The organism is Massilia sp. Root335 (assembly GCF_001425685.1).
Taxonomy (GTDB): Bacteria; Pseudomonadota; Gammaproteobacteria; order Burkholderiales; family Burkholderiaceae_D; genus Telluria; species Telluria luteola.
This window is the reverse complement of sequence record NZ_LMCY01000007.1, coordinates 46,855-70,454: the sequence shown is the minus strand read 5'-3', so window position 1 is coordinate 70,454 and position 23,600 is coordinate 46,855. Positions and strand designations below refer to the sequence as shown.

General features: G+C 63.8%; 20 protein-coding genes. 17 read left to right on the top strand and 3 right to left on the bottom strand.

The genetic code is table 11. The features are described from left to right. Positions 1–488: 488 nt before the first annotated feature. Both ASC93_RS05710 and ASC93_RS05705 read right to left on the bottom strand, forming a co-directional pair. Complete coding sequence (locus ASC93_RS05710) at positions 489–1,223, bottom strand: hypothetical protein (RefSeq protein ID WP_056438477.1); 735 nt, start codon at positions 1,221–1,223, stop codon at positions 489–491. Positions 1,224–1,239: 16 nt separating this feature from the next. Beyond that, positions 1,240–1,842 (bottom strand): hypothetical protein, encoded by a 603-nt coding sequence (locus tag ASC93_RS05705; protein WP_056438474.1) that lies wholly within the window; start codon positions 1,840–1,842, stop codon positions 1,240–1,242. A 230-nt stretch (positions 1,843–2,072) separates the two neighbouring features. Between ASC93_RS05705 and ASC93_RS05700 the strand changes: the two genes are divergently transcribed. After that, complete coding sequence (locus ASC93_RS05700; protein ID WP_056438471.1) at positions 2,073–2,783, top strand: HAD family hydrolase; 711 nt, start codon at positions 2,073–2,075, stop codon at positions 2,781–2,783. A gap of 72 nt (positions 2,784–2,855) precedes the next feature. Beyond that, entirely contained in the window at positions 2,856–3,869 is a 1,014-nt protein-coding gene (hrcA, locus tag ASC93_RS05695) for a heat-inducible transcriptional repressor HrcA (RefSeq protein WP_056438468.1), read from the top strand. Between the two features lie 121 nt (positions 3,870–3,990). Here hrcA and fur read toward each other — a convergent pair whose 3' ends face one another. After that, complete coding sequence (gene fur, locus ASC93_RS05690) at positions 3,991–4,419, bottom strand: ferric iron uptake transcriptional regulator (protein ID WP_036234473.1); 429 nt, start codon at positions 4,417–4,419, stop codon at positions 3,991–3,993. A gap of 82 nt (positions 4,420–4,501) precedes the next feature. Here fur and ASC93_RS05685 point away from each other — a divergent pair, with 82 nt between their 5' ends. From ASC93_RS05685 to ASC93_RS05625, 15 genes are all read left to right on the top strand, one after another. Next, positions 4,502–5,125: an outer membrane protein assembly factor BamE gene (locus tag ASC93_RS05685; RefSeq protein ID WP_229412609.1), complete on the top strand. Its 624-nt coding sequence runs from the start codon at positions 4,502–4,504 to the stop codon at positions 5,123–5,125. Beyond that, the gene (gene dapB, locus ASC93_RS05680) at positions 5,125–5,934 is read left to right on the top strand and encodes a 4-hydroxy-tetrahydrodipicolinate reductase (protein WP_056438655.1); all 810 of its coding nucleotides are present in this window, start codon (positions 5,125–5,127) and stop codon (positions 5,932–5,934) included. The genes ASC93_RS05685 and dapB overlap by 1 nt, the downstream gene beginning before the upstream one ends. Before the next feature lie 179 nt (positions 5,935–6,113). Further along, positions 6,114–6,440: a barstar family protein gene (locus tag ASC93_RS05675; RefSeq protein ID WP_056438466.1), complete on the top strand. Its 327-nt coding sequence runs from the start codon at positions 6,114–6,116 to the stop codon at positions 6,438–6,440. A 134-nt stretch (positions 6,441–6,574) separates the two neighbouring features. Continuing rightward, on the top strand, positions 6,575–9,235 hold the full coding sequence (gene leuS, locus ASC93_RS05670) for a leucine--tRNA ligase (protein ID WP_056438651.1): 2,661 nt from the start codon (positions 6,575–6,577) through the stop codon (positions 9,233–9,235). Between the two features lie 3 nt (positions 9,236–9,238). Continuing rightward, complete coding sequence (lptE, locus tag ASC93_RS05665; RefSeq protein WP_056438464.1) at positions 9,239–9,760, top strand: LPS assembly lipoprotein LptE; 522 nt, start codon at positions 9,239–9,241, stop codon at positions 9,758–9,760. Positions 9,761–9,781: 21 nt separating this feature from the next. Continuing rightward, positions 9,782–10,795 (top strand): DNA polymerase III subunit delta, encoded by a 1,014-nt coding sequence (holA, locus tag ASC93_RS05660; RefSeq protein WP_056438461.1) that lies wholly within the window; start codon positions 9,782–9,784, stop codon positions 10,793–10,795. A gap of 56 nt (positions 10,796–10,851) precedes the next feature. Beyond that, positions 10,852–12,117 (top strand): glutamate-5-semialdehyde dehydrogenase, encoded by a 1,266-nt coding sequence (locus tag ASC93_RS05655; RefSeq protein WP_056438459.1) that lies wholly within the window; start codon positions 10,852–10,854, stop codon positions 12,115–12,117. Positions 12,118–12,132: 15 nt separating this feature from the next. Continuing rightward, positions 12,133–13,530, top strand: coding sequence for an AAA family ATPase (locus ASC93_RS29490; protein WP_162251798.1), 1,398 nt, complete (start codon positions 12,133–12,135; stop codon positions 13,528–13,530). Between the two features lies 1 nt (position 13,531). Then, positions 13,532–14,161: a hypothetical protein gene (locus tag ASC93_RS30425; protein WP_157201754.1), complete on the top strand. Its 630-nt coding sequence runs from the start codon at positions 13,532–13,534 to the stop codon at positions 14,159–14,161. Beyond that, positions 14,148–14,558, top strand: coding sequence for a CopD family protein (locus tag ASC93_RS05650; RefSeq protein WP_056438457.1), 411 nt, complete (start codon positions 14,148–14,150; stop codon positions 14,556–14,558). Before ASC93_RS30425 ends, ASC93_RS05650 begins: the two co-directional genes overlap by 14 nt. Before the next feature lie 271 nt (positions 14,559–14,829). Beyond that, positions 14,830–16,005 (top strand): class I SAM-dependent RNA methyltransferase, encoded by a 1,176-nt coding sequence (locus ASC93_RS05645; RefSeq protein WP_056438455.1) that lies wholly within the window; start codon positions 14,830–14,832, stop codon positions 16,003–16,005. Next, the gene (locus ASC93_RS05640; protein ID WP_056438452.1) at positions 16,006–17,280 is read left to right on the top strand and encodes a multidrug effflux MFS transporter; all 1,275 of its coding nucleotides are present in this window, start codon (positions 16,006–16,008) and stop codon (positions 17,278–17,280) included. It abuts the gene before it with no gap. A gap of 317 nt (positions 17,281–17,597) precedes the next feature. Beyond that, positions 17,598–19,706, top strand: a complete 2,109-nt coding sequence (locus ASC93_RS05635; RefSeq protein ID WP_056438648.1) for an HDOD domain-containing protein — start codon at positions 17,598–17,600, stop codon at positions 19,704–19,706. A gap of 7 nt (positions 19,707–19,713) precedes the next feature. Next, entirely contained in the window at positions 19,714–21,936 is a 2,223-nt protein-coding gene (locus ASC93_RS05630; protein ID WP_056438449.1) for a bifunctional diguanylate cyclase/phosphodiesterase, read from the top strand. Between the two features lie 6 nt (positions 21,937–21,942). Beyond that, entirely contained in the window at positions 21,943–23,511 is a 1,569-nt protein-coding gene (locus tag ASC93_RS05625) for a tetratricopeptide repeat protein (RefSeq protein WP_056438447.1), read from the top strand. The last annotated feature ends 89 nt before the right edge of the window (positions 23,512–23,600 follow it).

Sequence of the window (23,600 nt, the reverse complement as noted above, 5' to 3'; positions counted from 1 at the left end):
CACCCGGCATCAGCGCTACGACGCGCAGGTGACGATCGAAGGCCAGCAGATGGCCGTCGTCAAGGTGACGGCGAAACGCCTCGCTACCGTCGAGAAATCGCGCGCCTGATGCGGCGCGCGCAGCAGCGCAAAAGACTGAGCAAGAGATCGAACCGGCTGCCGCCCGGCAGAGAATGAAGACAGAACGGCCCGGCTGCCACGCAGCGCGACGGCGCCGTCCGAAGCAGGCCGCACAGGCCGCACACCGCACCAGACCACGCACCCGATGAGGACATCGACGGCATGCCGCCGCCGGTCCCATGGCGCCCCTTCGCCGATCGCGGGCAAAAAAAAGCCCGCTGTTGAGGCGGGCTTAAATCCAATTCTTTCTGAGGAGAGTTGGAGGAGACAGGTGCAATTATGCTGCACTACAGCATATCAGTCCAATTTCTGTTTTGGATGTTAGATATGCGAAACTTATATATCTCCTCCGCGCCGTGGCGCGTCGCTTATTTGTTGGTCACGCAGGTTACGACCAGGTTGTTTACGCCAGGGACCGTTGCCGTTTCCGCCGCATCGTCCATCGTGCCGCCGCCCGTGCCGTTGGTGCCGCCGGCGACGGTGCAGGTCTGGGCCGGGCTGGTTGGCTGGGTCAGGACGGTCACGCCGTAGGTCGAGCCGTATGGCACCGGGTTCATCGTGAGGGTCACGTCCGCGCCGGTCGGGACGTTGTTGGCATCGAGGGCGGGGGGGACGCCGATGGTGCCCGTCGTACTGCCGTTGGCGAGGACGAGGCCGGTGCCGGTCAGGCCCTTGACGATGCCGGTGAGCGAATATGTGTTGATGGCACACACATAGCGGATATCGATCTTGGCCAGCTGGCCGGCCGTGCCGTATGCCGGGAACAGGTTCGGCGAGCACTGCTGGTGTTTCGGCAGGGCGCCGCCCGTGGCGGCATGGCTGACGACGGTGGCGCCTTTCGGGACCACTTCATACTCCTGGCCGTACTCGATCGTGTTCGGGAAGGTGAGGACGACATCCGGGACAATGGCGTCCGTCGCACTGGTGGCGGACGGCGGGTTGACGGTCAAGTCCTGGCCGTTCGTGCTCAGGACGAGGCCCGGGTATCGCACATTGCTGACCGTGACGTTGATCGGGAACGTGGCCTTGCCGCCGCCGCCGCAGGAGGCCAGCGTCGCCATGATCGCGAGGGCGAGGGCCGGACGCGCGAAAGAAAACTTCATGTAGGTCTCTCCAGGATTAAGAGCAGGTGACGGTGACGGTCGTACCCTCGGCGGCCGAGCCCATGATGCCCGCGCCGTTGCCGCTGCTGCCGCCGCTGACCGTGCAGGTCTGGCCGGCCGGCTGCTGCAGGACGGTGACGCCGTAGGCGCCGTCCTCGTACACCGTCGCGAACGGCACCGAGGTGGTGCCCGCCGGGACGTCATGGCGATCGTCGCCGTTGACGATCACGAGACCGCTGCCCGTCAGGTTCTTGATCGACGCCGTCAGCGGATGCTGAATGATTTTGCACGTAACGCTGATCTGGGCGATCGTGTAGTAGTTGGCGCGCGCCTTGCCGTTGTTCACTGTGCAATCGTCGATCTTGGCAACGTTCGACGGAACGGCCTTGACCGTGATGTTGAACTGGTCGTCCGTCGAAATCCGGTTATTGAACTGGAACGACGTATAGGGCGCCGTCACGGCAAGGTCTTCGCCGTTATTGGTCAGCACCAGACCGTCCTTGGTGACGTTGCCAACCGTGCCGGTCAGGTACAGGTCGCCGCTCCCGCCGCCGCAGGCGGACAGGCCCAGCGCGCATGCCAGCGCTACAACGCCGGCACGCAGGATCGAGCTCTTCATAAAATCTCCACAATGGAATGAGTGGCGCGCGAAGGCGGCGCCGGTACGGCCGAATAGAAAAATACCCATCATTTTAGTGCATTTGCCAAGCAACGGCCTCATTTGCCTTTGTATCACGGTGTAACCATGAGCCCGTGTCCGGCGCGGCATTGCTTTTCGGCGCCGCCCTCGTTATGCTTGACTGGCTCCTTTCCACTGTCCAAGCTTCGTTTCCGGAGCCGCAATCCCACATGAACACGCGCCGTGCCTGGCCCAAGGCCATCCTGTTCGACCTCGACGACACGCTGTGGCCCATCGCCCCCGTGATCCTGCAGGCCGAAGAGACGTTGTTCGCCTGGTTGCGCGAGCACGCGCCGCGCGTGGCCGAGCGCTTTACCATCGACACCCTGCGCCAGGCGCGCCTGGAACTGCTGGCGCGCAAGCCCGAATTCCACCTCGACCTCGGCAAGCTGCGCCATGCCGGCCTCGTGGATGCATTCCAGGAAGCGGGCGAGGATGCCGCCAAGGTCGAGCATGCGATGGCGCAGTTTTTCGCCGCGCGCAATGCCGTGGTCCCGTACGACGATGTGCTGCCGGGCCTGCTGCGCCTGAAGAACCACGTGCTGATCGGCTCGATTTCGAACGGCAATGCCGACCTGCGGACGATCGGCCTGTCGCACCATTTCAAGGTGTCGGTGGCGGCGTCGCAGTTCGGCGTGGCCAAGCCGGATGCGTCGATCTTCCTGGCCGCGTGCGCGGAACTGGGCGTGGCGCCGGAGGATGCGGTGTATGTCGGCGACGACGTGCTGCTCGACGTGCAGGGCGCCCAGCGCGCCGGCCTGCGCGCGGTGTGGATGAACCGCACGGGGTCGAGCCGGCACCTGGAACACGAAGTGGTGCCGGATGCGATCGTGCGCGACTTCGACGAACTGCTCGACTGGCTCAAGCGCGAACACGGATGAAGCACACCGTCGATCGAACGTGCATAATGAAAGAAATGACAACAACCGGACAGTCCGTTCCGTTCCAAGGCCATGCAACTCGATAACCGTGCACAAACCCTGTTGAAAGCCCTGGTCGAGCGCTACATCGCCGACGGCCAGCCGGTCGGTTCGCGCGCGCTGTCGAAGATTTCCGGCCTCGACCTCTCGCCCGCCACGATCCGCAACATCATGGCCGACCTCGAGGAAATGGGTTATGTCGCCAGTCCGCACACGTCGGCCGGCCGCATTCCCACGCCGCGCGGCTACCGCCTGTTCGTCGACACGCTGTTGACCGTGCAGCAGATCGACGAGAACGCCGTCGAGGCCGGCATGCGCCTGCCCGCGCACCAGCCGCAGAAGATGATCGCCAACGCGGCCCAGATGCTGTCGTCGCTGTCGCAGTTCGCCGGCGTCGTGCAGAGTCCGCGGCGCGAATCGGCGTTCCAGCAGATCGAATTCCTGCGCCTGTCGGAAAAGCGCATCCTGCTCGTCATCGTCGACCCGCGCGGCGATGTGCAGAACCGCCTGCTGCTGACCGACGTCGACTACACGCCGACCGAGCTGATTCAATCGGCCAATTACCTGAACCAGCATTTCGCCGGCCTGTCGTTCGACGAGGTGCGCGGCCGCCTGACGGGCGAACTGCGCCAGCTGCGCGACGACATGGGACGCCTGATGCAGGCCGCGGTGGAGGCGGGCAGCGAAGCGCTGGCCGAGACGGACGACATGGTGATCGCGGGCGAGCGCAACCTGCTGTCCGTGGCCGACCTGTCTTCCAACATGACCTCGCTGCGCCAGATGTTCGAGATGTTCGAGCAGAAAACCGGCCTGATGCAATTGCTCGACGTATCGAGCCGGGCCGGCGGCGTGCAGATCTTCATCGGCGGCGAATCGAAGCTCGTGCCGATGGACGAGATGAGCGTCGTCACGGCGTCGTACGAAGTGAACGGCAAGATCGTCGGCACCCTCGGCGTCATCGGCCCCACGCGCATGGCGTACGAGCGCGTGATCCCGATCGTCGACATCACGGCCAAGCTGCTGTCGAGTGCGCTGAGCCACACATGAGGGCGTAGGGTGGGCGGCCTCCGCCCACGCGTGACGTTCGCGTACCGCATATGTTACGCGTGGGCACGTTTCATTTGAGGCCCCCGGCCTCAAATGCCCACCCTACCGGTTTGCGCCTGGTTTAGTGCCGGTGCGGGCAGTCGGTCTTCTGGCAGTGGCCGTAGATGGCCAGCGCGTGCTCGGCGATCTTGAAGCCGCGTTCGCTGGCGATCTTTTGCTGGCGGCTTTCGATTTCGTCGTCGTAGAACTCTTCCACGTGGCCGCAATCGAGGCAGACGAGGTGGTCGTGGTGCGATCCGGCGTTCAGCTCGTAGATCGCCTTGCCGGTTTCAAAGTGATTGCGGTTCAACAGGCCGGCCTGCTCGAACTGGGTCAGCACCCGGTAGACGGTCGCCAGGCCAACGTCCATATTTTCGTTCAGCAGGGTCTTGTACACGTCTTCCGCCGTCAGGTGCCGCACCGCGCTGTTCTGGAAAATTTCCAGGATTTTTAGCCGAGGCAAGGTCGCTTTCAGGCCGCTGGCTTTCAGGTCGGTTGGATTGTTGCTCATGTTTTGTTACTCGGATATGGGCGGAGTGCTTTATGATATAGCGTTTTGATAGCTCCCGCCTCATCGATTTTTAAGGTCAGATATGCGCATTAACGCCGTTTTACATCGTTCCCACGCCCGGGCAGCGCTCGTGGCCGGCCTCGCCTGCATGACGTTGGCGCTGTCCGGCTGCGCCGCCTGGCGCAACCAGACCCAGCCGGCAGCCCCGGTGAGCACCGCTCCGTCCGCGGTCGCCGCCGATGCCGGCAAGTCCGCGGCAATCGCGAATTCCGGCGCGCAGACGACGACCGTCACCAAGCTGCAGAAATTCCTCTGGATCTTCTCGCCCTACCGCCCGGACATCCAGCAGGGCAACTTCGTCTCGCAGGAAATGCTGAACCAGCTGAAAGTCGGCCAGACCCGCGACCAGGTGAAATTTATCCTCGGCACCCCGCTGCTGCAGGATGCCTTCCACGCGGACCGCTGGGATTATCCGTTCTACCTCGCGCGCGGCAACGGCGAGCTGACCACCAGCCGCGTCACCGTCTTTTTCAAGGACGACAAGGTCGACCACTTTGACGGCGGCAACCTGCCGACGGAACGCGAATACATCAATCGCCTGATCGGCATCTCCAAATACGAAACCCAATCCGAGCAGGAGTCGTTGGACGAACTCAAGCGCAAGCGCGACGAGGCAGCCAAAGGCGGTGGCGGCGGAGGACAATGATGACCCAACTGAAAATCGCCGTCGCCGGCGCCAGCGGCCGAATGGGCCGCATGCTGATCGAAACCATCGCGGCCGCGCCGGACGCCCGGCTGGCCGGCGCCCTCGACCGCGAAGGCACCCCGTTCATCAATGCGGACGCCGGCGCGTTTTCCGGCCAGCTGACCGGCATCGTGATCCAGTCCGACCTCGACAAGGGCCTGGCCGACGCCGATTTCCTGATCGACTTCACGCGTCCTGAAGGCACGCTGCGCCACCTGGAGTACTGCGCCGCGCACGGCATCAAGATGATCATCGGCACCACCGGTTTCGACGACGCCGGCAAGGCCGCCATCCGCGCCGCCGCCGACAAGACCGCGATCATGTTCGCCCCGAACATGAGTATCGGCGTCAATGTCACGATGAAGTTGCTGGAACTGGCGGCCAAGAATTTTGCCGAGGGCTATGACATCGAGATCATCGAAGCCCACCACCGCCACAAGGTCGACGCCCCGTCCGGCACGGCGCTCAAGATGGGTGAAGTCATCGCCGACGCCCTCGGCCGCGACCTCAAGGAATGCGCCGTCTACGGCCGCGAAGGCGTGACTGGCGAGCGCGACCCGTCGACGATCGGCTTCGCCACCGTGCGCGGCGGCGACATCGTGGGCGACCACACCGTGCTGTTCGCCGGTATCGGCGAGCGCATCGAGATCAGCCACAAATCGAGCAGCCGCGTCAGCTACGCCCAGGGCTCGCTGCGCGCCGCGCGCTTCCTGGCCGACAAGCCGACCGGCCTGTACGACATGCAGGACGTGCTCGGCCTCAAGGGCTGACGCACACGCCCGCCGAACTGGACGGCTTTGCCGGCGATCTGCTGGCATACTCTCCATGACTGCCGTCGTCCCGCGGAGGCGGGGATCCGGTATTGCAGGCCGACCGACTGCGCATGCAAACTTGGGCCCTGCCTGCGCAGGGGCGACGTCGTTTTATGTTACCTGACAGGAGATCTTCCATGGCCACCGTCGAATTGAACGGCGCCGCGATCACCGACGCGGAAAGCTTCCACGTCGAGAGCCGGCGTGCGTTCGGCTTTCCCGATTCGTATGCGCACTCCATGGATTCCTGGGTCGATTGCCTGAGCTATCTGCGCGACGAAGACGGAATGAGCAGCGTCCGCCTGAAAAAGGACGAGGTGCTGCACATCGTCGTGACGCACTCGGAAGCCCTGCGCGAACGGGCGCCGGACGTGCTGGAAGAGATGGCGTTCTGCATCATCGGCATCAACGAGCGCTATGAGGATTACGGCGAGAAGCCGGCCCTGGAGCTCGAGCTGCGCTGATTTGCATGCATTTGGTGGGCTCGGCGAGCCCACCCTACGGCAATGCGACGGTATCGTAGGGTGGGCACCCCGTGCCCACCATGCCGAACGACCGGTATAATGTTCTGCTCACCTCCTTCAGTCCGCAGAACACCATGCAAGATAAATATAGTCCAGCCGAAGTCGAACAGGCCGCGCAGGCCTACTGGAAGTCGATCGACGCGTATAAAGCCGTCGAGAACGACCCGCGTTTCCCGAAAGGCAAGTATTACGCCTGCTCGATGCTGCCCTACCCGTCGGGCAAGCTGCACATGGGTCACGTGCGCAACTATACGATCAATGACGTGATGTACCGCTATCTGCGGATGAACGGCTACAACGTGCTGATGCCGATGGGCTGGGACGCCTTCGGCATGCCCGCCGAGAACGCGGCGATGGCCAACAACGTGCCGCCGGCCCAGTGGACGTATTCGAACATCGCCCACATGCGCGGCCAGATGGAGTCGATGGGCCTTGCGATCGACTGGTCGCGCGAAATGACGGCCTGCAAGCCGGACTACTACAAGTGGAACCAGTGGATGTTCCTCAAGATGCTCGAGAAGGGCATCATCTACCAGAAGACCGGCACCGTGAACTGGGACCCGGTCGACCAGACCGTGCTCGCCAACGAGCAGGTCATCGACGGCCGCGGCTGGCGCTCGGGCGCGACGGTCGAAAAGCGCGAGATCCCGATGTACTACGTGCGCATCACGGACTACGCCGACGAACTGCTGGACCACGTCGAGAACAAGCTGCCGGGCTGGCCGGAGCGCGTGCGCATCATGCAGGCCAACTGGATCGGCAAGTCGACCGGCGTGCGTTTCGCGTTCCCGCACGTGATCATGGACGAGCAGGGTGAGCTCATCAACGACGGCAAGATGTACGTCTTCACGACGCGCGCCGACACGATCATGGGCGTGACCTTTTGCGCCGTCGCGCCGGAACACGCGCTCGCGCAGCATGCCGCCAAGGACAATCCGGAACTGCAGGCGTTCATCGCCGAGTGCAAGCAGGGTTCCGTCATCGAAGCCGACATGGCGACGATGGAAAAGAAGGGCATGCCGACCGGCCTGTTCGTCACGCATCCGATCTCCGGCGAGCAGGTGCCGGTCTGGGTCGGCAACTACGTCCTGATCACGTACGGCGACGGCGCCGTGATGGGCGTGCCGGCCCACGACGAGCGCGATTTCGCGTTCGCGCAAAAATACGATCTGCCGATCAAGCAGGTCATCGCCGTGGAAGGCGAGACCTTCTCGCTGGACGGCTGGCAGGAGTGGTACGGCGACAAGGAGCGCGGCGTCGTCGTCGACTCGGGCAAGTACGACGGCCTCGATTACACGTCGGCGGTGAATGCCGTCGCCGGCGACCTCGCGAACCTGGGCCTGGGCGACAAGAAGGTCACGTTCCGCCTGCGCGACTGGGGCATCTCGCGCCAGCGCTACTGGGGCACGCCGATCCCGATGATCCACTGCGACAAGTGCGGCACGGTGCCGGTCCCCGAGAAGGACCTGCCGGTCGTGCTGCCGGAAGACTGCGTCCCGGACGGCAGCGGCAACCCGCTCAAGAAACACGAAGCCTTCCTGAAGGTCGACTGCCCGTGCTGCGGCGCGCCCGCGCGCCGCGAGACGGACACGATGGACACGTTCATCGATTCGTCCTGGTACTACATGCGCTATACGTCGCCGGGTTCGAACGACGCGATGGTCGATCCGGCCCGCAACGATTACTGGATGCCGATGGACCAGTACATCGGCGGCATCGAACACGCCGTGCTGCACCTGCTGTACGCGCGCTTCTGGACGAAGGTCATGCGCGACTTCGGCCTCGTGAAATTCGACGAGCCGTTCGTCAACCTGCTCACGCAGGGCATGGTGCTGAACGAGACCTATTATCGCGAAGAAGAGTCGGGCAAGAAGACCTGGTACAACCCGGCCGACGTCACCCTGACGTTCGATGAGCGCGGCCGTCCGCAGTCCGCGGTGCTGAAGGACGACGGCCAGCCGGTCGTCATCGGCGGCACCGAGAAGATGTCGAAGTCGAAGAACAACGGCATCGACCCGCAGGCGCAGATCGAGCAGTACGGCGCCGATACGGCCCGCCTGTTCACGATGTTCGCCGCGCCGCCGGAGCAGACGCTGGAATGGTCGGAGTCGGGCGTGGAAGGCGCGAGCCGCTTCCTGCGCCGCGTCTGGGCGTTCGGCTATGCCCAGCGCGAGCGCGTGGCCGCTGCGCTGGCCGCACAGCAGCACGGCACTCTGGACGAATCGCAGAAGACGCTGCGCCGCGAAGTGCACAAGGTGCTGCAGCAGGCCGACTACGACTTCAAGCGCATCCAGTACAACACGGTCGTCTCGGCGTGCATGAAGATGCTCAATACGCTGGAGTCGGCCAAGCTGGCCGAAGGTCGGGACGCCGCATCGGCGGCAAGCGACGCCGTGATCACGGAAGGCCTGTCGATCTTCCTGCGCATGCTGAACCCGGTCGCGCCGCACATCACGCACGCGCTGTGGCAGGAGCTGGGCTATGCCGGCAAGTACGGCGACATCCTCAACGTGGCCTGGCCGGAAGTGGACCCGGCCGCGCTGGAACAGGCCGAGGTCGAGATGATGATCCAGGTGAACGGCAAGCTGCGCGGTTCGGTGAAGGTGCCGAAGGATGCCGACAAGGCCGCCATCGAAGCCGCCGCGCTGGCGTCGGAAGCGGCGCAGAAGTTCGTCGAAGGTACGCCGAAGAAGGTCATCGTCGTCCCCGGCAAGTTGATCAACATCGTGGTGTAAGCCATGCGCGCCCTGACCCGGAAGTTGGTGGTGCGCGCGGCCGCGGCCCTGCTGGTGGCGAGTAGCCTGGCAGGCTGCGGCTTCGAGCTGCGCGGCTCGAACGGCAGCTACACGATGCCGTTCCACAGCATTTATCTGGGCTTCCCGGACACGTCGGCGCTGGGCACGGAACTCAAGCGCAACCTGCGCGCGACGGATCAGGTGGTCATCGCCGACAAGGCGGCGGACGCCGAGGCGCAGTTCGTGCTGCTGGGCGAGACGCGCAACAAGTCCATCCTGTCGCTGAACAGCCTGGGCCGCGTGCGCGAATACCTGCTGACGTACACGCTGACGTTCAGCGTGCGCGACGCCAAGGGCGCGGAACTGGTGGCGCCGACCGAGATCTCGCTGCGCCGGAACATGGCGTTCGACGAGACCCAGGTGCTGGCCAAGGAATCGGAAGAAGCGCTGCTGTACCGCGACATGCAGGCGGACCTGGTCCAGCAGATCATCCGCCGCCTGGCCGCGATGAAGCCGGCCACTTGACGACAAGCGAAAAGGAACACCATGCAGTTGCGGCCTGATGCGCTCGACGGCCACCTCGCCAAGGGGCTCGCGCCCCTGTACGTGATCACCAGCGACGAGCACCTGCTCGCATTGGAAGCGGCCGATAAAATCCGCCGCGCGGCGCGCGCGCACGGCTATTCCGAGCGCGACGTGCTTACGGTCGAGCGCAGCTTCAAATGGGGCGAGCTGCTGGCCGCCAACCAGGCCATGTCGCTGTTCGGCGACAAGAAGCTGATCGAGCTGCGCATCCCCGGCGGCAAGCCGGGCAAGGACGGCAGCGCCGCGCTGCAGAACTACGCTAAGGACCTGAACCCCGACAACCTCACGCTGGTCACGCTGCCGAAGCTGGACTGGCAGACGGCCAAGGCATCGTGGGTGGCGGCGCTGCAGCAGGCCGCGGTCTACGTCGAGATCGCAAACGTGGAGCGCGCGCAGCTGCCGGGCTGGATCGGCACGCGCCTGGCCGCGCAGAACCAGAGCGCCGACCGCCAGAGCCTGGACTTCATCGCCGACCGCGTGGAAGGCAACCTGCTGGCGGCGCACCAGGAGATCCAGAAACTCGCCTTGTTGTACGAGCCGGGCAAGCTGACCTACGACCAGGTGATCGACGCCGTGCTGAACGTGGCGCGCTACGACGTCTTCAAACTGTCGGAAGCGATGCTGGCCGGCGACCCGGCGCGCCTCGTGCGCATGCTGGAAGGCCTGAAAGGCGAGGGCGAGGCGCTGCCGCTGGTTTTATGGGCCGTCTCCGAAGAAATCCGCACGCTGCTAAAATTGAAGGCAGGGATGGCGCAGGGACGCCCGCTCGGCGCGCTGCTGAAGGAATACCGCATCTGGGGCCCGCGCGAGCGCATGATGGAACCGGCGCTGCGGCGGATTTCGCTGCCGGTGCTGGAAGCGGCGCTGCAGCAGGCGGCGCAGGTCGACAAGATGGTCAAGGGCCTGCGCGCGAAGCAGTTCGCGGGAGACGCCTGGGATGCGATGCTGCAGCTGGCATTGAGAGTTGCGTCGTAGGGTGGGCACGGGGTGCCCACCCTACGGCTGATATGAATACAGAGGAACGAAGCACGATGGACATCACCGACACCATGCAAACAATGGGCCGCCAGGCGCGCGCGGCCTCGCGCGGCATGGCGCGCGCGGACAGCGCCACCCGCAACCAGGCGCTGCTCCTGATCGCCGCCGCCATCGAGCGCGACGCCGACATCCTGCGTGCCGCCAACGCGCGCGACATGGAAGCGGCGGCCGCCGCCGGCCTGGAACCGGCGCTGCTGGACCGCCTGGCGCTGTCCGACAAAGCGATCGCCACGATGGTCGACGGCCTGCGCCAGATCGTCGCGCTGCCCGACCCGATCGGCGAGATCACGGACCTGAAATTCCGCCCGACGGGCATCCAGGTCGGCCGCATGCGCGTGCCGCTGGGCGTGATCGGCATCATCTACGAGGCGCGCCCGAACGTGACGGTCGACGCGGCCGGCCTGTGCATCAAGAGCGGCAACGCCGCCATCCTGCGCGGCGGCTCGGAGGCGATCCACTGCAACCGCGCGCTCGCGGCGCTGGTGGCCGAAGGCCTGCGCGGCGCCGGCCTGCCGGAACACGGCGTGCAGGTCGTCGAGACGACCGACCGCGCCGCCGTCGGCGCCCTCATCACGATGCCGGAATTCGTGGACGTGATCGTCCCGCGCGGCGGCAAGGGCCTGATCGCCCGGCTGATGAAGGAATCCACGGTCCCGATGATCAAGCACCTGGACGGCATCTGCCACGTCTACATCGACGCCAAGGCCGACATCGCGAAGGCGCTCCCGATCGCCATGAACGCCAAGACGCACCGCTACGGCACGTGCAACACGATGGAGACCTTGCTGGTCGCGCGCGCCATCGCGCCCGCCGTGCTGCCGCAACTGGCCGCGCTGTACGCGACGAAGGAAGTGGAACTGCGCGCCGATCCCGAAGCGCTGGCGATCCTGCAGGGCTACCCGCACCTGGTGCCGGCGACGGAAGAGGACTGGAGCACGGAATACCTGGCGCCTATCCTCGCCGTCAAGATCGTGGACGGCATCGACGCGGCCATCGAGCATATCAACACGTATTCGTCGAAGCACACGGACGCCATCGTCACCGAGGATTACACGGACGCGATGCGCTTCCTGCGCGAAGTCGATTCGGCGTCCGTGATGATCAACGCGTCGACGCGCTTCGCCGACGGCTTCGAATACGGCCTGGGCGCGGAGATCGGCATCTCGAACGACAAGCTGCATGCGCGCGGCCCGGTCGGGCTGGAGGGCCTCACGTCGCTGAAGTACGTGGTCTTTGGCCACGGCGAAGTGCGAAATTAAACTTTGGGGATACACGTGTTAACTCGATTAAAAGTTAAAGGCTTCAAAAGCTTAGAGGATATTGAGGTTCGCTTTGGTCCGTTCACATGTGTCGCTGGGGTTAATGGTGTCGGAAAGTCAAATCTTTTTGATGCCATTATGTTTCTTAGAGACTTGGCAGATACGTCGATCATCGATGCGGCAACTCGAATTCGCAACAGTGATCACAGAAGAATTAATCTTTCTACACTTTTTACTAGAACGGCGAATGGGCAATGTAATTTAATGGAATTCGAGGTCGATTTCCTTGTCGGTAATAAAGTTGTGGACGATTTTGGACGTGAGGCGCGGCCAAAGGTGACTTATCTGCAGTATAAGTTGGCTTTGAGGTACATTGCGGCTTCCGATGGACATCCAGAAGGAATCGAGTTGGCTTATGAGGCCTTGGATTTTGTGCAAAAAGGTGATGCTAAGCGACGGTTAGGTTTTTCTGTTTCTCAAGATTTTTTTGAATCTATTTACCAAGGTTCTAGTCGAAGCGATTTTATATATATCGATAAAGATAACTCTTCAATTGCAAAGGTTCGACAGGATGGCGGATCCTCGGGGCAGCCAATTAGTATTCCCATTGACAAGGCAGAGCGAACGATTCTGAGTAACATCAATACGATCGATCGTCCCACTGCGTTGGCTGCTCGACGGGAAATGCAATCTTGGATTAATCTACAGCTTGAATCAAGCTCGCTTAGAAAGCCGGATGATTTTTCCGCGCCAAGTCGAGTTTCTCCAACCGGGGAGCATTTGCCAGCCACGTTACATCGGTTGAAAAAATTTGATGAGGTTGCTGCTCAATTGGCGAATCTGCTTCCTGATATTAAAAGCCTTGGCGTGGATATTGATGAGCGACGTGAGCTGAAAACCCTTCATTTAGAAACGGTTAGTGGTATTCGGCACGAAGCAAGAGCACTGTCTGATGGAACACTAAGGTTTTTAGCGCTAGCGATCATTGGTTCAGATCCGGATGCAGGAGGAGTAATTTGTCTTGAAGAGCCAGAAAATGGTATCCACCCTGCTCGTATTCCTGCGATAGTTGAGCTTTTGGGAAACATGGCGGTAGATCCGCAATATGCGATCGGCCCCGATAACCCACTGAGACAAATCATTATTAATACTCATTCCCCTCTGGTTATACAGAGATTGCAGACTGAAAGTATTATTGTTTCTCAGGCGTACAAAAGCGATGGGGCATCTTTGTCTCTATTTTGTCCTATTTTGGGCACTTGGCGGACAAAGTCCGGGATCGCCGCTGAGGACTCTGCGGTGACTTTTGGTGCTCTGCTTGATTATCTCGATGCTGGTGAAGATGAGGAGGCGGAGCCCGGAAAAGAAAATGTCGCCCAACTTTATCATCAATTAGAACTTGACTGCCGGTAGCATGAAAGAGATATTTCGGTATACACTTTTGGCTGACGGCACATCTGACGAAGTATTAATGCCGGTCATTGATTGGTTAATACGACAACATTTGCCCGATGTGCGCTCTGTTGCGTCGTTTGCGAGAGACTTTGGGAAAGTTGGAAATGACCTTCGCTCGAGAATACGTGCTGCTCTCAAAAATTTTCCGTGTGATCTTCTCTTCGTACATCGTGACGCTGAGAGTATGACTCGCGAAGATCGCATAGGGGAAATCGTAAATGCTATGGATGAGCTGGGTACCCCGCACGTACCAATTGTCCCAATTCGTATGACTGAGGCGTGGCTGTTGTCTGATGAGGAGGCTATACGCTTTGCATCCGGAAATGCGAGTGGTCGACACGCTTTAAATATTCCGAGACGTGACCGGTGGGAGGCTTTGCCCGATCCGAAAAATACACTGCTTGATATTTTAAAGTCGGCCAGTGGTAAAAATGGCCGAGCTCTCGATAAATTTAATCCATTGAAGGCCCGTCATCTAATTACTCCACGTAGCGCGTCATTCGACGCTTTGCGGGGTGTGCCTTCTTTTGATCGATTTGAAAATGATTTAATTGAACAGTTAGCCAAATTTTCCAATGTTGTGGATTAAAGCCTTTCATATTGTTTTTGTGGCCTCATGGTTCGCAGGCTTATTTTACTTGCCGCGCATTTTTGTTAATCTAGCACAGGAGAAAAACTCGGTTGCTGTCGAGCGATTGCTAGGTATGGCACGACGGTTATATCGCTTCACCTCTGTGCTTGCCGTGCCTGCAGTTCTGCTTGGCTTATGGTTGTGGTTGTTTTATGGTTTTAGCGGCGGCTGGCTGCACGCAAAACTGGCGCTCGTGATCCTCGTCATCGGCTACCATCACGCCTGCGGATCGCTGCTGAAAAAGTTCGAGCGCGGCGCGAACACGCGCAGCCATCGATGGTTCCGCGTGTTCAATGAAGTGCCGGTACTGCTGCTGCTGGCCATTGTGATCCTGGTGGTCGTGAAGCCGTTCTGACAAGACCGCCACATACGACGACCACATACCACGTCGTCCTCGCGCAGGCGGGGACCCAAGTTCTGCCAGCGCTGCGGTAACGCACGCAAACTTTGGCCCCCGCCTGCGCGGGGGCGACGGTAGTTCGGCGGCCGGGCCTGATCCCGGCCGTTTCTTTTTAGTCAGTCGGGGTCAGAGCCCACCCGGTGAACCGGGCTCTGACCCCGATTATGGGAAATAACGGATAAAAGGTACCCCTATGGCTTCTTATTTTTGCCCCTGCCCGCGCGGCATGGAACAGGCGCTGGCCGACGAGCTGGCCGAGATCGCACAGGCCACCGGCAGCGCGACGCTGAAGGTGCACAACCAGGTGCCGGGCGGCGTGCACTGCTCGGGCTCGGACACCGACGCATACCGCATCAACCTGCACTCGCGCATCGCGTCGCGCGTGCTGCTGCGCATCGCCAACCGCAACTACGCGAACGAAAACGACATCTACGACCTCGTGCTGGAACAGCCGTGGGAAGACTGGTTCGGCGTCGACCACACGATCCGCGTCGACATCACCGCCATCAAGTCGCCGCTGACGAGCCTCGAGTTCACGACCCTGAAGATCAAGGACGCCGTGTGCGACCGCTTCCGCGACCAGTTCGGCCGCCGTCCGTCCGTCGATACGCGCGAGCCGGACATGCGCATCATGGGCTTCCTCGACCAGCGCAACTTCACGATCTACCTGGACACGTCCGGCGAGGCGCTGTTCAAGCGCGGCTGGCGCGAAGAGACGGGGGACGCGCCGCTGCGCGAGAACCTGGCCGCCGGCCTGCTGCGCGTGGCGGGATGGAAGCCGGGCGTGCCGCTGTTCGATCCGATGTGCGGCTCGGGCACGATCCTGATCGAGGCCGCGCAGATGGTGCAGGGCATCCCGCCCGGCGCGCGCCGCCGCTTCGCGTTCGAAAAATTCGGGAATTTCAACGCCAAGGCCTGGCAGGAGATGAAGACGGCCATCAAGCCGAACCCGCTGCCCGCCGAACCGACGATCTTCGGCTCCGACATCTCCGGCGACATGATCGCGATGACGCGCCATAACCTGCGCGCGGCCGGCATCCTGTTCGACGTGCCGCTGAAGCAGATCGAGGCGCAGCAGGTGCAGCCGCCCACCAGCCAGCCCGGCCTGCTGGTGACGAATCCGCCGTACGGCGAGCGGATCGGCGTGCGCGGCGATTCCACGATCCCGCAGGACGAGATGGCCGTCGGCTTCTACCAGCAGCTCTCCACCACGCTGAAGCAGCGCTTCGCCGGCTGGACCGTGTACCTGTTCACGGCCGACCTGGGCCTGCCCAAGATGCTGCGCCTGAAGGAATCGCGCAAGACGCCGTTCTTCAACGGCGCCCTCGAATGCCGCCTGTTCCGCTTCGACATGGTCGCCGGCTTCAACCGCCGCGACGCCGCAAAACCGAAAGAAGAATAAATGCTGCCCGAACCCGAACCGGACAACCTGCCGAAAGACCCCGTCATCCCCGTCCCGCTGCCGGTGCCGCACAAGATCAAGGTGCTGTCGGCCGGCGGCCTCGCGTCGCTGCTGGCCGCGCTGTCGATGCTCGGCCCCTTTTCCGTCGACGCCTACCTGCCCGCGTTCCCGAGCATCCAGGCGTCGCTGGGCGCGACCGGGCTGGAAGTCCAGCAGACGCTGACGGCGTACATGCTGGCCTTCGCCGTGATGTCGCTGTGGCATGGCGCGCTGTCGGACGCGTTCGGGCGGCGCAACGTGGTCCTCGTCGGGCTGATCGTGTTCGCGGTCGGGACGCTCGGCTGCGCGTCCGCGCATTCCGTGCACTACCTGTGGATCTTCCGCATCATGCAGGGCATCTCGGCCGGTGCGGGCGTCGTCGTGGGCCGGGCCATCATCCGCGACCTGTATTCGGACGCGCCGGCCGCGCGCCTGCTGTCGATGGTGACGATGATTTTTTCGATCGCGCCGGCCATCGCGCCCGTGCTGGGCGGCTGGGTGGTCGCCGCGTTCGACTGGCGTTCGATCTTCCTCGGCCTGCTCGGGTTTTCGGTCGTGCTGTGGTGGGTGTGCTGGCAGCACCTGCCGGAGACGATGCCGCCGGAGCGCCGCCAGCCGTTCAATCCGCGCTTTTTGGCGCGCAGCTACTGGGACATCTTCAGCTCCGTGCTGTTCCAGATGAAGTCGGGCATCGTCGCCTTCAATTTCGGCGGCATGTTCCTGTTCATCGCGGGCGCTCCCGTGCTGCTGCCCGTGCACCTGCACCTGGGGCCGTCGCAGTTCGCATGGCTGTTCGTGCCCGCCGTGAGCGGCATCTTCCTCGGCGCGCTCGCCGCCAACCGGCTGGCGGGGAAGATGACGTTCTCGCGCCAGATCGGCATCGGCTACGCATTCATGCTGGCGGCCGTCACCGGCTCCGTCTCGTACCACGCCGTGCTGCCGCCGGCGCTGCCGTGGACCGTCCTGCCGATGTTCTTCTATAACTTCGGCAGCTCGATCATCAACCCGAGCGCCACCTTGCTGGCCCTGGACCTGTTCCCGCACATCCGCGGCACGGTGGCGTCGTGCCAGTCGTTCGTGACCACGTTGATGGGCGCGCTGGTCGCCGGCATCATCGCGCCGGCACTGACGCATTCGGTGCTGGCGATGGCGCTGGGCCAGGCCGCGTTCGCGCTGGCGTCGCTGGCGTGCTGGATGACGTCGCGCCAATATCGCCGCTACAAGGTGCTGGCGTGAGCAAAATGTAAATTAGTGTGGCTTAATCTGCGCAATGTCAATATGGACCAATGGAATTTTGACTCTAAAATGCGTCACATTTCACGGAAAATATTGTTCCCGGCCAGAAATGTATATATGCTAAGATAAGTTTTTCATGCTTGGAATAACGATGTAAGAATTGCCTTATTCCAGGGACCGCAAGAACGAATACTGTGGCAGCCCCCGCAGGGAAGGCGGCCATTACCCCAAAAACCAAGTTGGCGGCCGTGCTTGAAACCATACATCAACCTGACCAGGACATCCGCAACCGACTGCTGATCGCGCGTTTGCCGGCCATGCCGCAGATCCTCATCAAGCTGCTTGCGCACTTGCAGGCGGACGATCTGGGCATGCCGGAGCTGGCCGCGCTGGTCGCCAAGGATGCCGGCATGACGGGCAAGATCCTCACCGTCGCCAACAGCTCGGCCTACCACCGCAACGGCCGCCAGGCCAACCTCGAGCAGGCCATGGTGGCGCTGGGCACGGACATGATCAAGACGCTGGTCATCAGCGATTCCGTGTTCCAGACGTTCAGCAGCTTCCCGAACTCCGGCGCCACCGACCTGCGCGTGTTCTGGAAGAATTCGCTGACGGCGGCCGTGCTGGCGCGCGAAGTCGCGCGCCGCATCGATTATGCGCAGCCGGAAGAAGCCTATCTGGCGGGCCTGCTGCACAACGTCGGCCGCCTCGCGCTGCTGGCGACGGCGCCCAAGGAATACGCGTTCAACTTCACGGCGCGCGACGACGAAGACCTGTGCGCCGTCGAGCAGCGCACCCTGCAGATCACGCACGCCGAAGCGGGCGCCTGGCTGATCGAACGCTGGCAGCTCGATTCCTTCCTGGCCGATTCCGTGCTGTACCACCACGAGCCGAGCGCGCGCCTGGAAGCGGCGCATCCCCTGATCCGCATCGTGCGCGTGGCCCACGTGCTGTCCAGCCACGCGAACGACGACGCCCTCGTGGACGAGGCGCGCGCGCTGTGCGGCCTCGGTCCGGATACGCCCGACGAGTTGCTGGGCCTGGCCGCGCGCCAGGTCGAGAAGGCCGCCGTCCATCTCGGCATCGACCTCGCGGGCGCCGACGACCTGCCCGCGCTGCCCGCGTTCGCGCCGCCGCCGCCCGTCGATCCGGTGCAGCAGCGCCTGTCCGAGGAAGTCCGCAACCTGGTGCTGGTGTCCGAAGTCGGCCAGATGTTCACGCGCCAGCAGGGCAATGGTGGAGAAAGCGGCCTGCTGGAAGCGATGACGCGCTCGGCGCGCATCCTGTTCGATTTCGAGAACGCCGTCGTGCTGCTGGAGAACCCGACCGGCCAGGCCCTCGTCGGCGCGCCGGTCACGAACCAGCAGCGCATCGCCGAATTCACGGTCCCGCTGGCGAAGGGCGGCGCCGTCGCGCAGTCCGCGCTGGACCGCCGCCTGGGCTTCATCCGCCGCGACGGCCGTCCGCTCGGCCTCGCGGAAGAACAGCTGCTGCGCATCCTCGGCACCGAATCGTTCGTGTGCCTGCCGCTCGTCGCCGGTGCGCGCTGCCTCGGCGTGCTGGTCGGCGGCGTCGCCGCGTGGCAGCTGCCGGCCTGCCAGAAGCGCGAGCGCTTCCTGCAGGCGTTCGGCGCGCAGGCCGCGGGCGCGCTGGAGACGGCGATGTCGGAACGGGGCCACGCGCGCCGCCAGCTGGCCCACGTGGCCGACGAATACCGCGAGGCGTCGCGCCGCGTCGTGCACGAAGTGAACAACCCGCTGTCGATCATCAAGAACTACCTGGCGGTCCTGGACAGCAAGCTGGAACGCCAGGAACCGGTCAGCGCCGAGCTGTCGATCCTGAACGAGGAGATCGACCGCGTCGGCCAGCTGGTGGGCAGCCTGACGGAGATCCAGCCCCGTATCGAAGGCGTGACGCCGGCCGCGGACGTGGCCAAGGTCGTCGACGACGTGCTGCGCCTGTTCCGCACGACGAACTTCATCCCGGCCAACGTGGAGATCGTCGTCAGCATGCCGGACGACGCCGGCCGCGTCGACGGCGACCCGGACATCCTCAAGCAGATCCTCGTGAACCTCGTCAAGAACGCGATCGAGGCGCTGTCGGCGGGTGGCGGCCGCATCGAGATCGCCAACCGCGGCCACGTGAACCGCGAGCGCAGGCTGTACCTGGAACTGGTCGTCTCCGACACCGGTCCGGGCCTGTCGCGCGACGTGCTGGCCAATCTGTTCTCGGCCGTGAAGAGCACCAAGGAAGGGCCGCACCACGGCCTCGGCCTGTCGATCGTGCACAGCCTGGTCAAGAAGCTGAACGGGCATATCGCCTGCCGCAGCGGCACGACCGGCACCAGTTTTGAAATCCTGCTGCCGGCGCATGCCGGCGCCGGCGCACAGGCCACGCAGCCGGTGCGCGCGCTTGGATCCGTATAAGGTAACAATGAATCCATTCTCCGCCAGCGCATCGTCGTCCAGCCCCCACGACACGCAAACCTCGCTCGGCAACGACCAGCCCAGGCTCCTGCTCGTCGACGATGAACCCCGCCTGCTCGCGTCGCTGTACGAGCTGCTGCAGGGGCGCGGCTACCAGCTCGTCACGGCGGCCACCGGCAGCGAAGCCCTCGCACACCTGTCGCGCCTGCGCTTCGACCTCGTGCTGCTCGACCTGCGCCTGCCCGACATCGGCGGCCACGAGATCATGGACTTCATCAACGAGAAGGGCATCGAATCGGATGTCATCGTGATGAGCGGCGAGGTCGGCATCGACGCCGCCATCGGCGCGCTGAAACGCGGCGCCTACGACTACCTGCGCAAGCCGTACAGCCGCGAGGAGCTGTTGAAGACGGTGGCGAACGCGTTGAAACAGCGGCGCCTGGAAGAAGCCAACGCGCGCATCGCCAACCAGCTGGAAAACTCCGAGAAGATGTACCGCTACCTGGTGGACTCTTCGCCCGACATCATCTACACGCTGAACCACGAAGGCAGGTTCACCTTCATCAACGACCGCGCCTACCAGCTGCTCGGCTACAAGCGCGAGGAGCTCATCGGCCAGCATTACTCGATCCTCGTGCACGAGGAAGACCTGGAGCGCGCGCGCTACGTGTTCAACGAACGCCGCGTCGACGAGCGGGCCTCGCGCAACGTCGAGCTGCGCCTGAAGTGCCACGCGGGCGCCAACCAGGAACGCACGTTCAACAACACCTTGATGACGATCTCTCTGAACGCCATCGGCATGCACGTGCCCGACCAGGAGGTCAGGAAGCTCGAGTTCTACGGCACGTACGGCGTGGCGCGCGACATCACGGACCGCAAGCGCGCGGAAGAAGTGATCTCGTACCAGGCCTACCACGACATCCTGACCGACCTGCCGAACCGCATCCTGTTCAAGGACCGCCTCGGCCTCGCCGTCATCCAGGCCAAGAGAAAACAGACGGAACTCGCCGTCATGTTCATCGACCTGGACCGCTTCAAGCTCGTCAACGACACGCTCGGCCACGTGAAGGGCGACGAGCTGCTGCAGCAGGCCGCCGGCCGCCTGAAGGAATGCCTGCGCCGCGGCGACACGCTGGCGCGCCAGGGCGGCGACGAATTCACGATCGTGCTGCCCGAGCTGCGCGACCGCGACGACGCGCGCATGGTGGCCGACAAATTCCTCGAATGCCTGCAGGACCCGTTCGACCTGGACGGCCACGCCGTGCACATCTCGGCGTCGATCGGCATCGCGATCTATCCGACCCACGGCGAATCGATCGACGAGCTGCTGCGCCACGCCGACATCGCCATGTACCAGGTCAAGGGACAAGGCAAGAACGGCCACGCGTTCTACGACCCGACGATGCAGGACGTGTCGCACCAGAAGATCGCGCTGGAACAGAGCCTGCGCCGCGCGCTCGAGAACAACGAGCTGGAGATGTACTACCAGCCGCAGATCGACGCCATCAGCGGCCGCATCGTCGGCGCCGAGGCGCTGATGCGCTGGAACCATCCGACCCGCGGCATCGTCTCGCCGGGCGAATTCCTGCCGTTCGCCGAAGAGAACGGCCTGATGCTGCCGATCTCGGACTGGATGATCGGTGCCCTGTGCCGCGACATGCTGCAGTGGAAGAACATCGGCGGCAACCAGGTGCGGCTGTCGCTGAACCTGTCGCCGCAATACCTCGACCGCGGCGACTTCTTCGAAAAGATGCGCGGCGCGCTCCTGCGTTACGGGATCGCGCCGAGCCAGATCGAAGTCGAAATCACCGAGAACATCTGCATCCGCAATCCGCAGCATGCGATCGAGCAGCTGAACAAGCTGGGGCAGCTGGGCGTGTCGGTGGCGATCGACGACTTCGGCACCGGCTATTCGTCGCTCGCTTACCTGCACCGCTTCCCGGTCCACACGATCAAGATCGACCAGTCGTTCGTCAAGGAGATCCACGACGAGCACGGACACTATCCGGTCGTCCTGGCGATCATCTCGATCGCGCGCGGCCTGGGCCTGAACCTGGTCGCGGAAGGCGTGGAGACCGATTCGCAGGCCCGCTACCTGCGCTCGAACGGCTGCCTGACGATGCAGGGCTATCTGTACCACCGCCCGATGCCGCTGCCGCGCTTCATCGACGTGCTGCGCGGGCAGGGGCTGCCGGCGGGCGCGTCGAACGTGCTCGCCTTCCAGGCCTGATGCGCCATGTCCCCCAGCGAGATCGAGGCGCGTCACACGGCTGAGTTTTTGCGTGTCAAAGCGCTGGCCGAGCGCGGCGTCGCCAGCGCCCAGCACAGCCTGGGCTTCATGTACGTGAACGGCCAGGGCGTGCCGCGCAACGATGAACTGGCCGTCGCGTGGTATCGCATGGCCGCGAGCAGCGGCCTCGAACAGGCCCAGTACAACCTCGGCGTGATGTACCAGAAGGGCCAGGGCGTGGCGCAGGACCTGGGCCAGGCTTTATATTGGTATCGGCAGGCGGCCGAGCAGGGTTACGTCCAGGCCCAGTACAACCTCGGGTGGCTGTACGCGAAAGGGCAGGGCACGCCGGTCGACGTGCACGAAGCGCTGCGCTGGTTCGTCAAGGCGGCCGAGCAGGGCGACCCCGGCGCGCAGCACAACCTGGGCATGATGTACGAGGGCGGCAAGGGCGTCGCGCAGGACGTGGCGCAGGCCATCGACTGGTATCGCAAGGCGGCCGAACAGAATTACGCGCGCTCGCAGTTCAACCTCGCGCTCCGCTACGACAGCGGCCAGGGCATCGCACGCGACGTCCAGCAGGCCATCCACTGGTTCCGCAAGGCCGCCGAGCAGGGCTACGCGCCGGCCCAGTTCAACCTCGGTCTCCGTTACGACAAGGGCCAGGACCTGCCGCAGGACAGCGAGAAGGCGATCCTGTGGTACGGCCGCGCGGGAGAGCAGGGCCACGCCAGTTCGCAGTTCAACCTGGCGCTGATCTACGATGCCGGCCACGGCGTCGCGCGCGATGCGCAACTGGCGCTCGCGTGGTTCCGGCGCGCGGCCGAGCAGGGGCACGCGGGTGCGCAGGACAATCTCGGCCTGCGCTATGAACATGGGCAGGGCGTCGAGCAGGATTACGCCACGGCCGCGCACTGGTACGCACTGGCGGCCGCGCAGGGTTTCGCCGGCGCGCAGTATCACCTCGGGCAGCTGGTCGATGCCGGACACGGCGTGCCGCAGGACGCCGCGGTCGCGCTGGACTGGTATCGCAAGGCCGCGGAACAGGGCCACCTGCGCGCGCAATTCGACCTCGCGCTGCGCTACGAGAGCGGCAACGGCATCGCGCAGGACGAGCGCGAAGCCGCGTACTGGTATCGCAAGGCCGCCGACCAGGACTACGCGCCGGCCCAGTACGCGCTGGGGCAGCTGCTCGACCGCGACGACAGCGGCACGGTCGATCCGCGCCAGGCCACGCTGTGGTATCGCAAGGCGGCGGAGCAGGGCCACGCGCTCGCGCAGTTCGCGCTGGGCCTGCGCCACGACAGCGGCCACGGCGCCGAGCGCGATTACGAGGCCGCCCATTTCTGGTACCTGTGCGCCGCGCGCCAGGGCCATGCGCGCGCCCAGTTCAACCTCGGCGTGATGTATGCGGCGGGGCAGGGCGTGCCGGCCGACCTCGTGGAAGCCTATGCGTGGCTGCACCGCGCCGGCGCGGCCGGCGTCGCGCCGGCCGCCAACTACATCCTGCGCGTCGCGGCGCGCATGGAGCCCGCGCTGCTGGCGCAGGCCAACGGATACATCGGCGCCGCGTAGGGCGGGCACCCCGTGCCCGCGCGTGACGTATGCGGTGTTGGCGCTACGCGTGGGCGGAGGGCCGCCCACCCTACATCAGCGACCGCGCG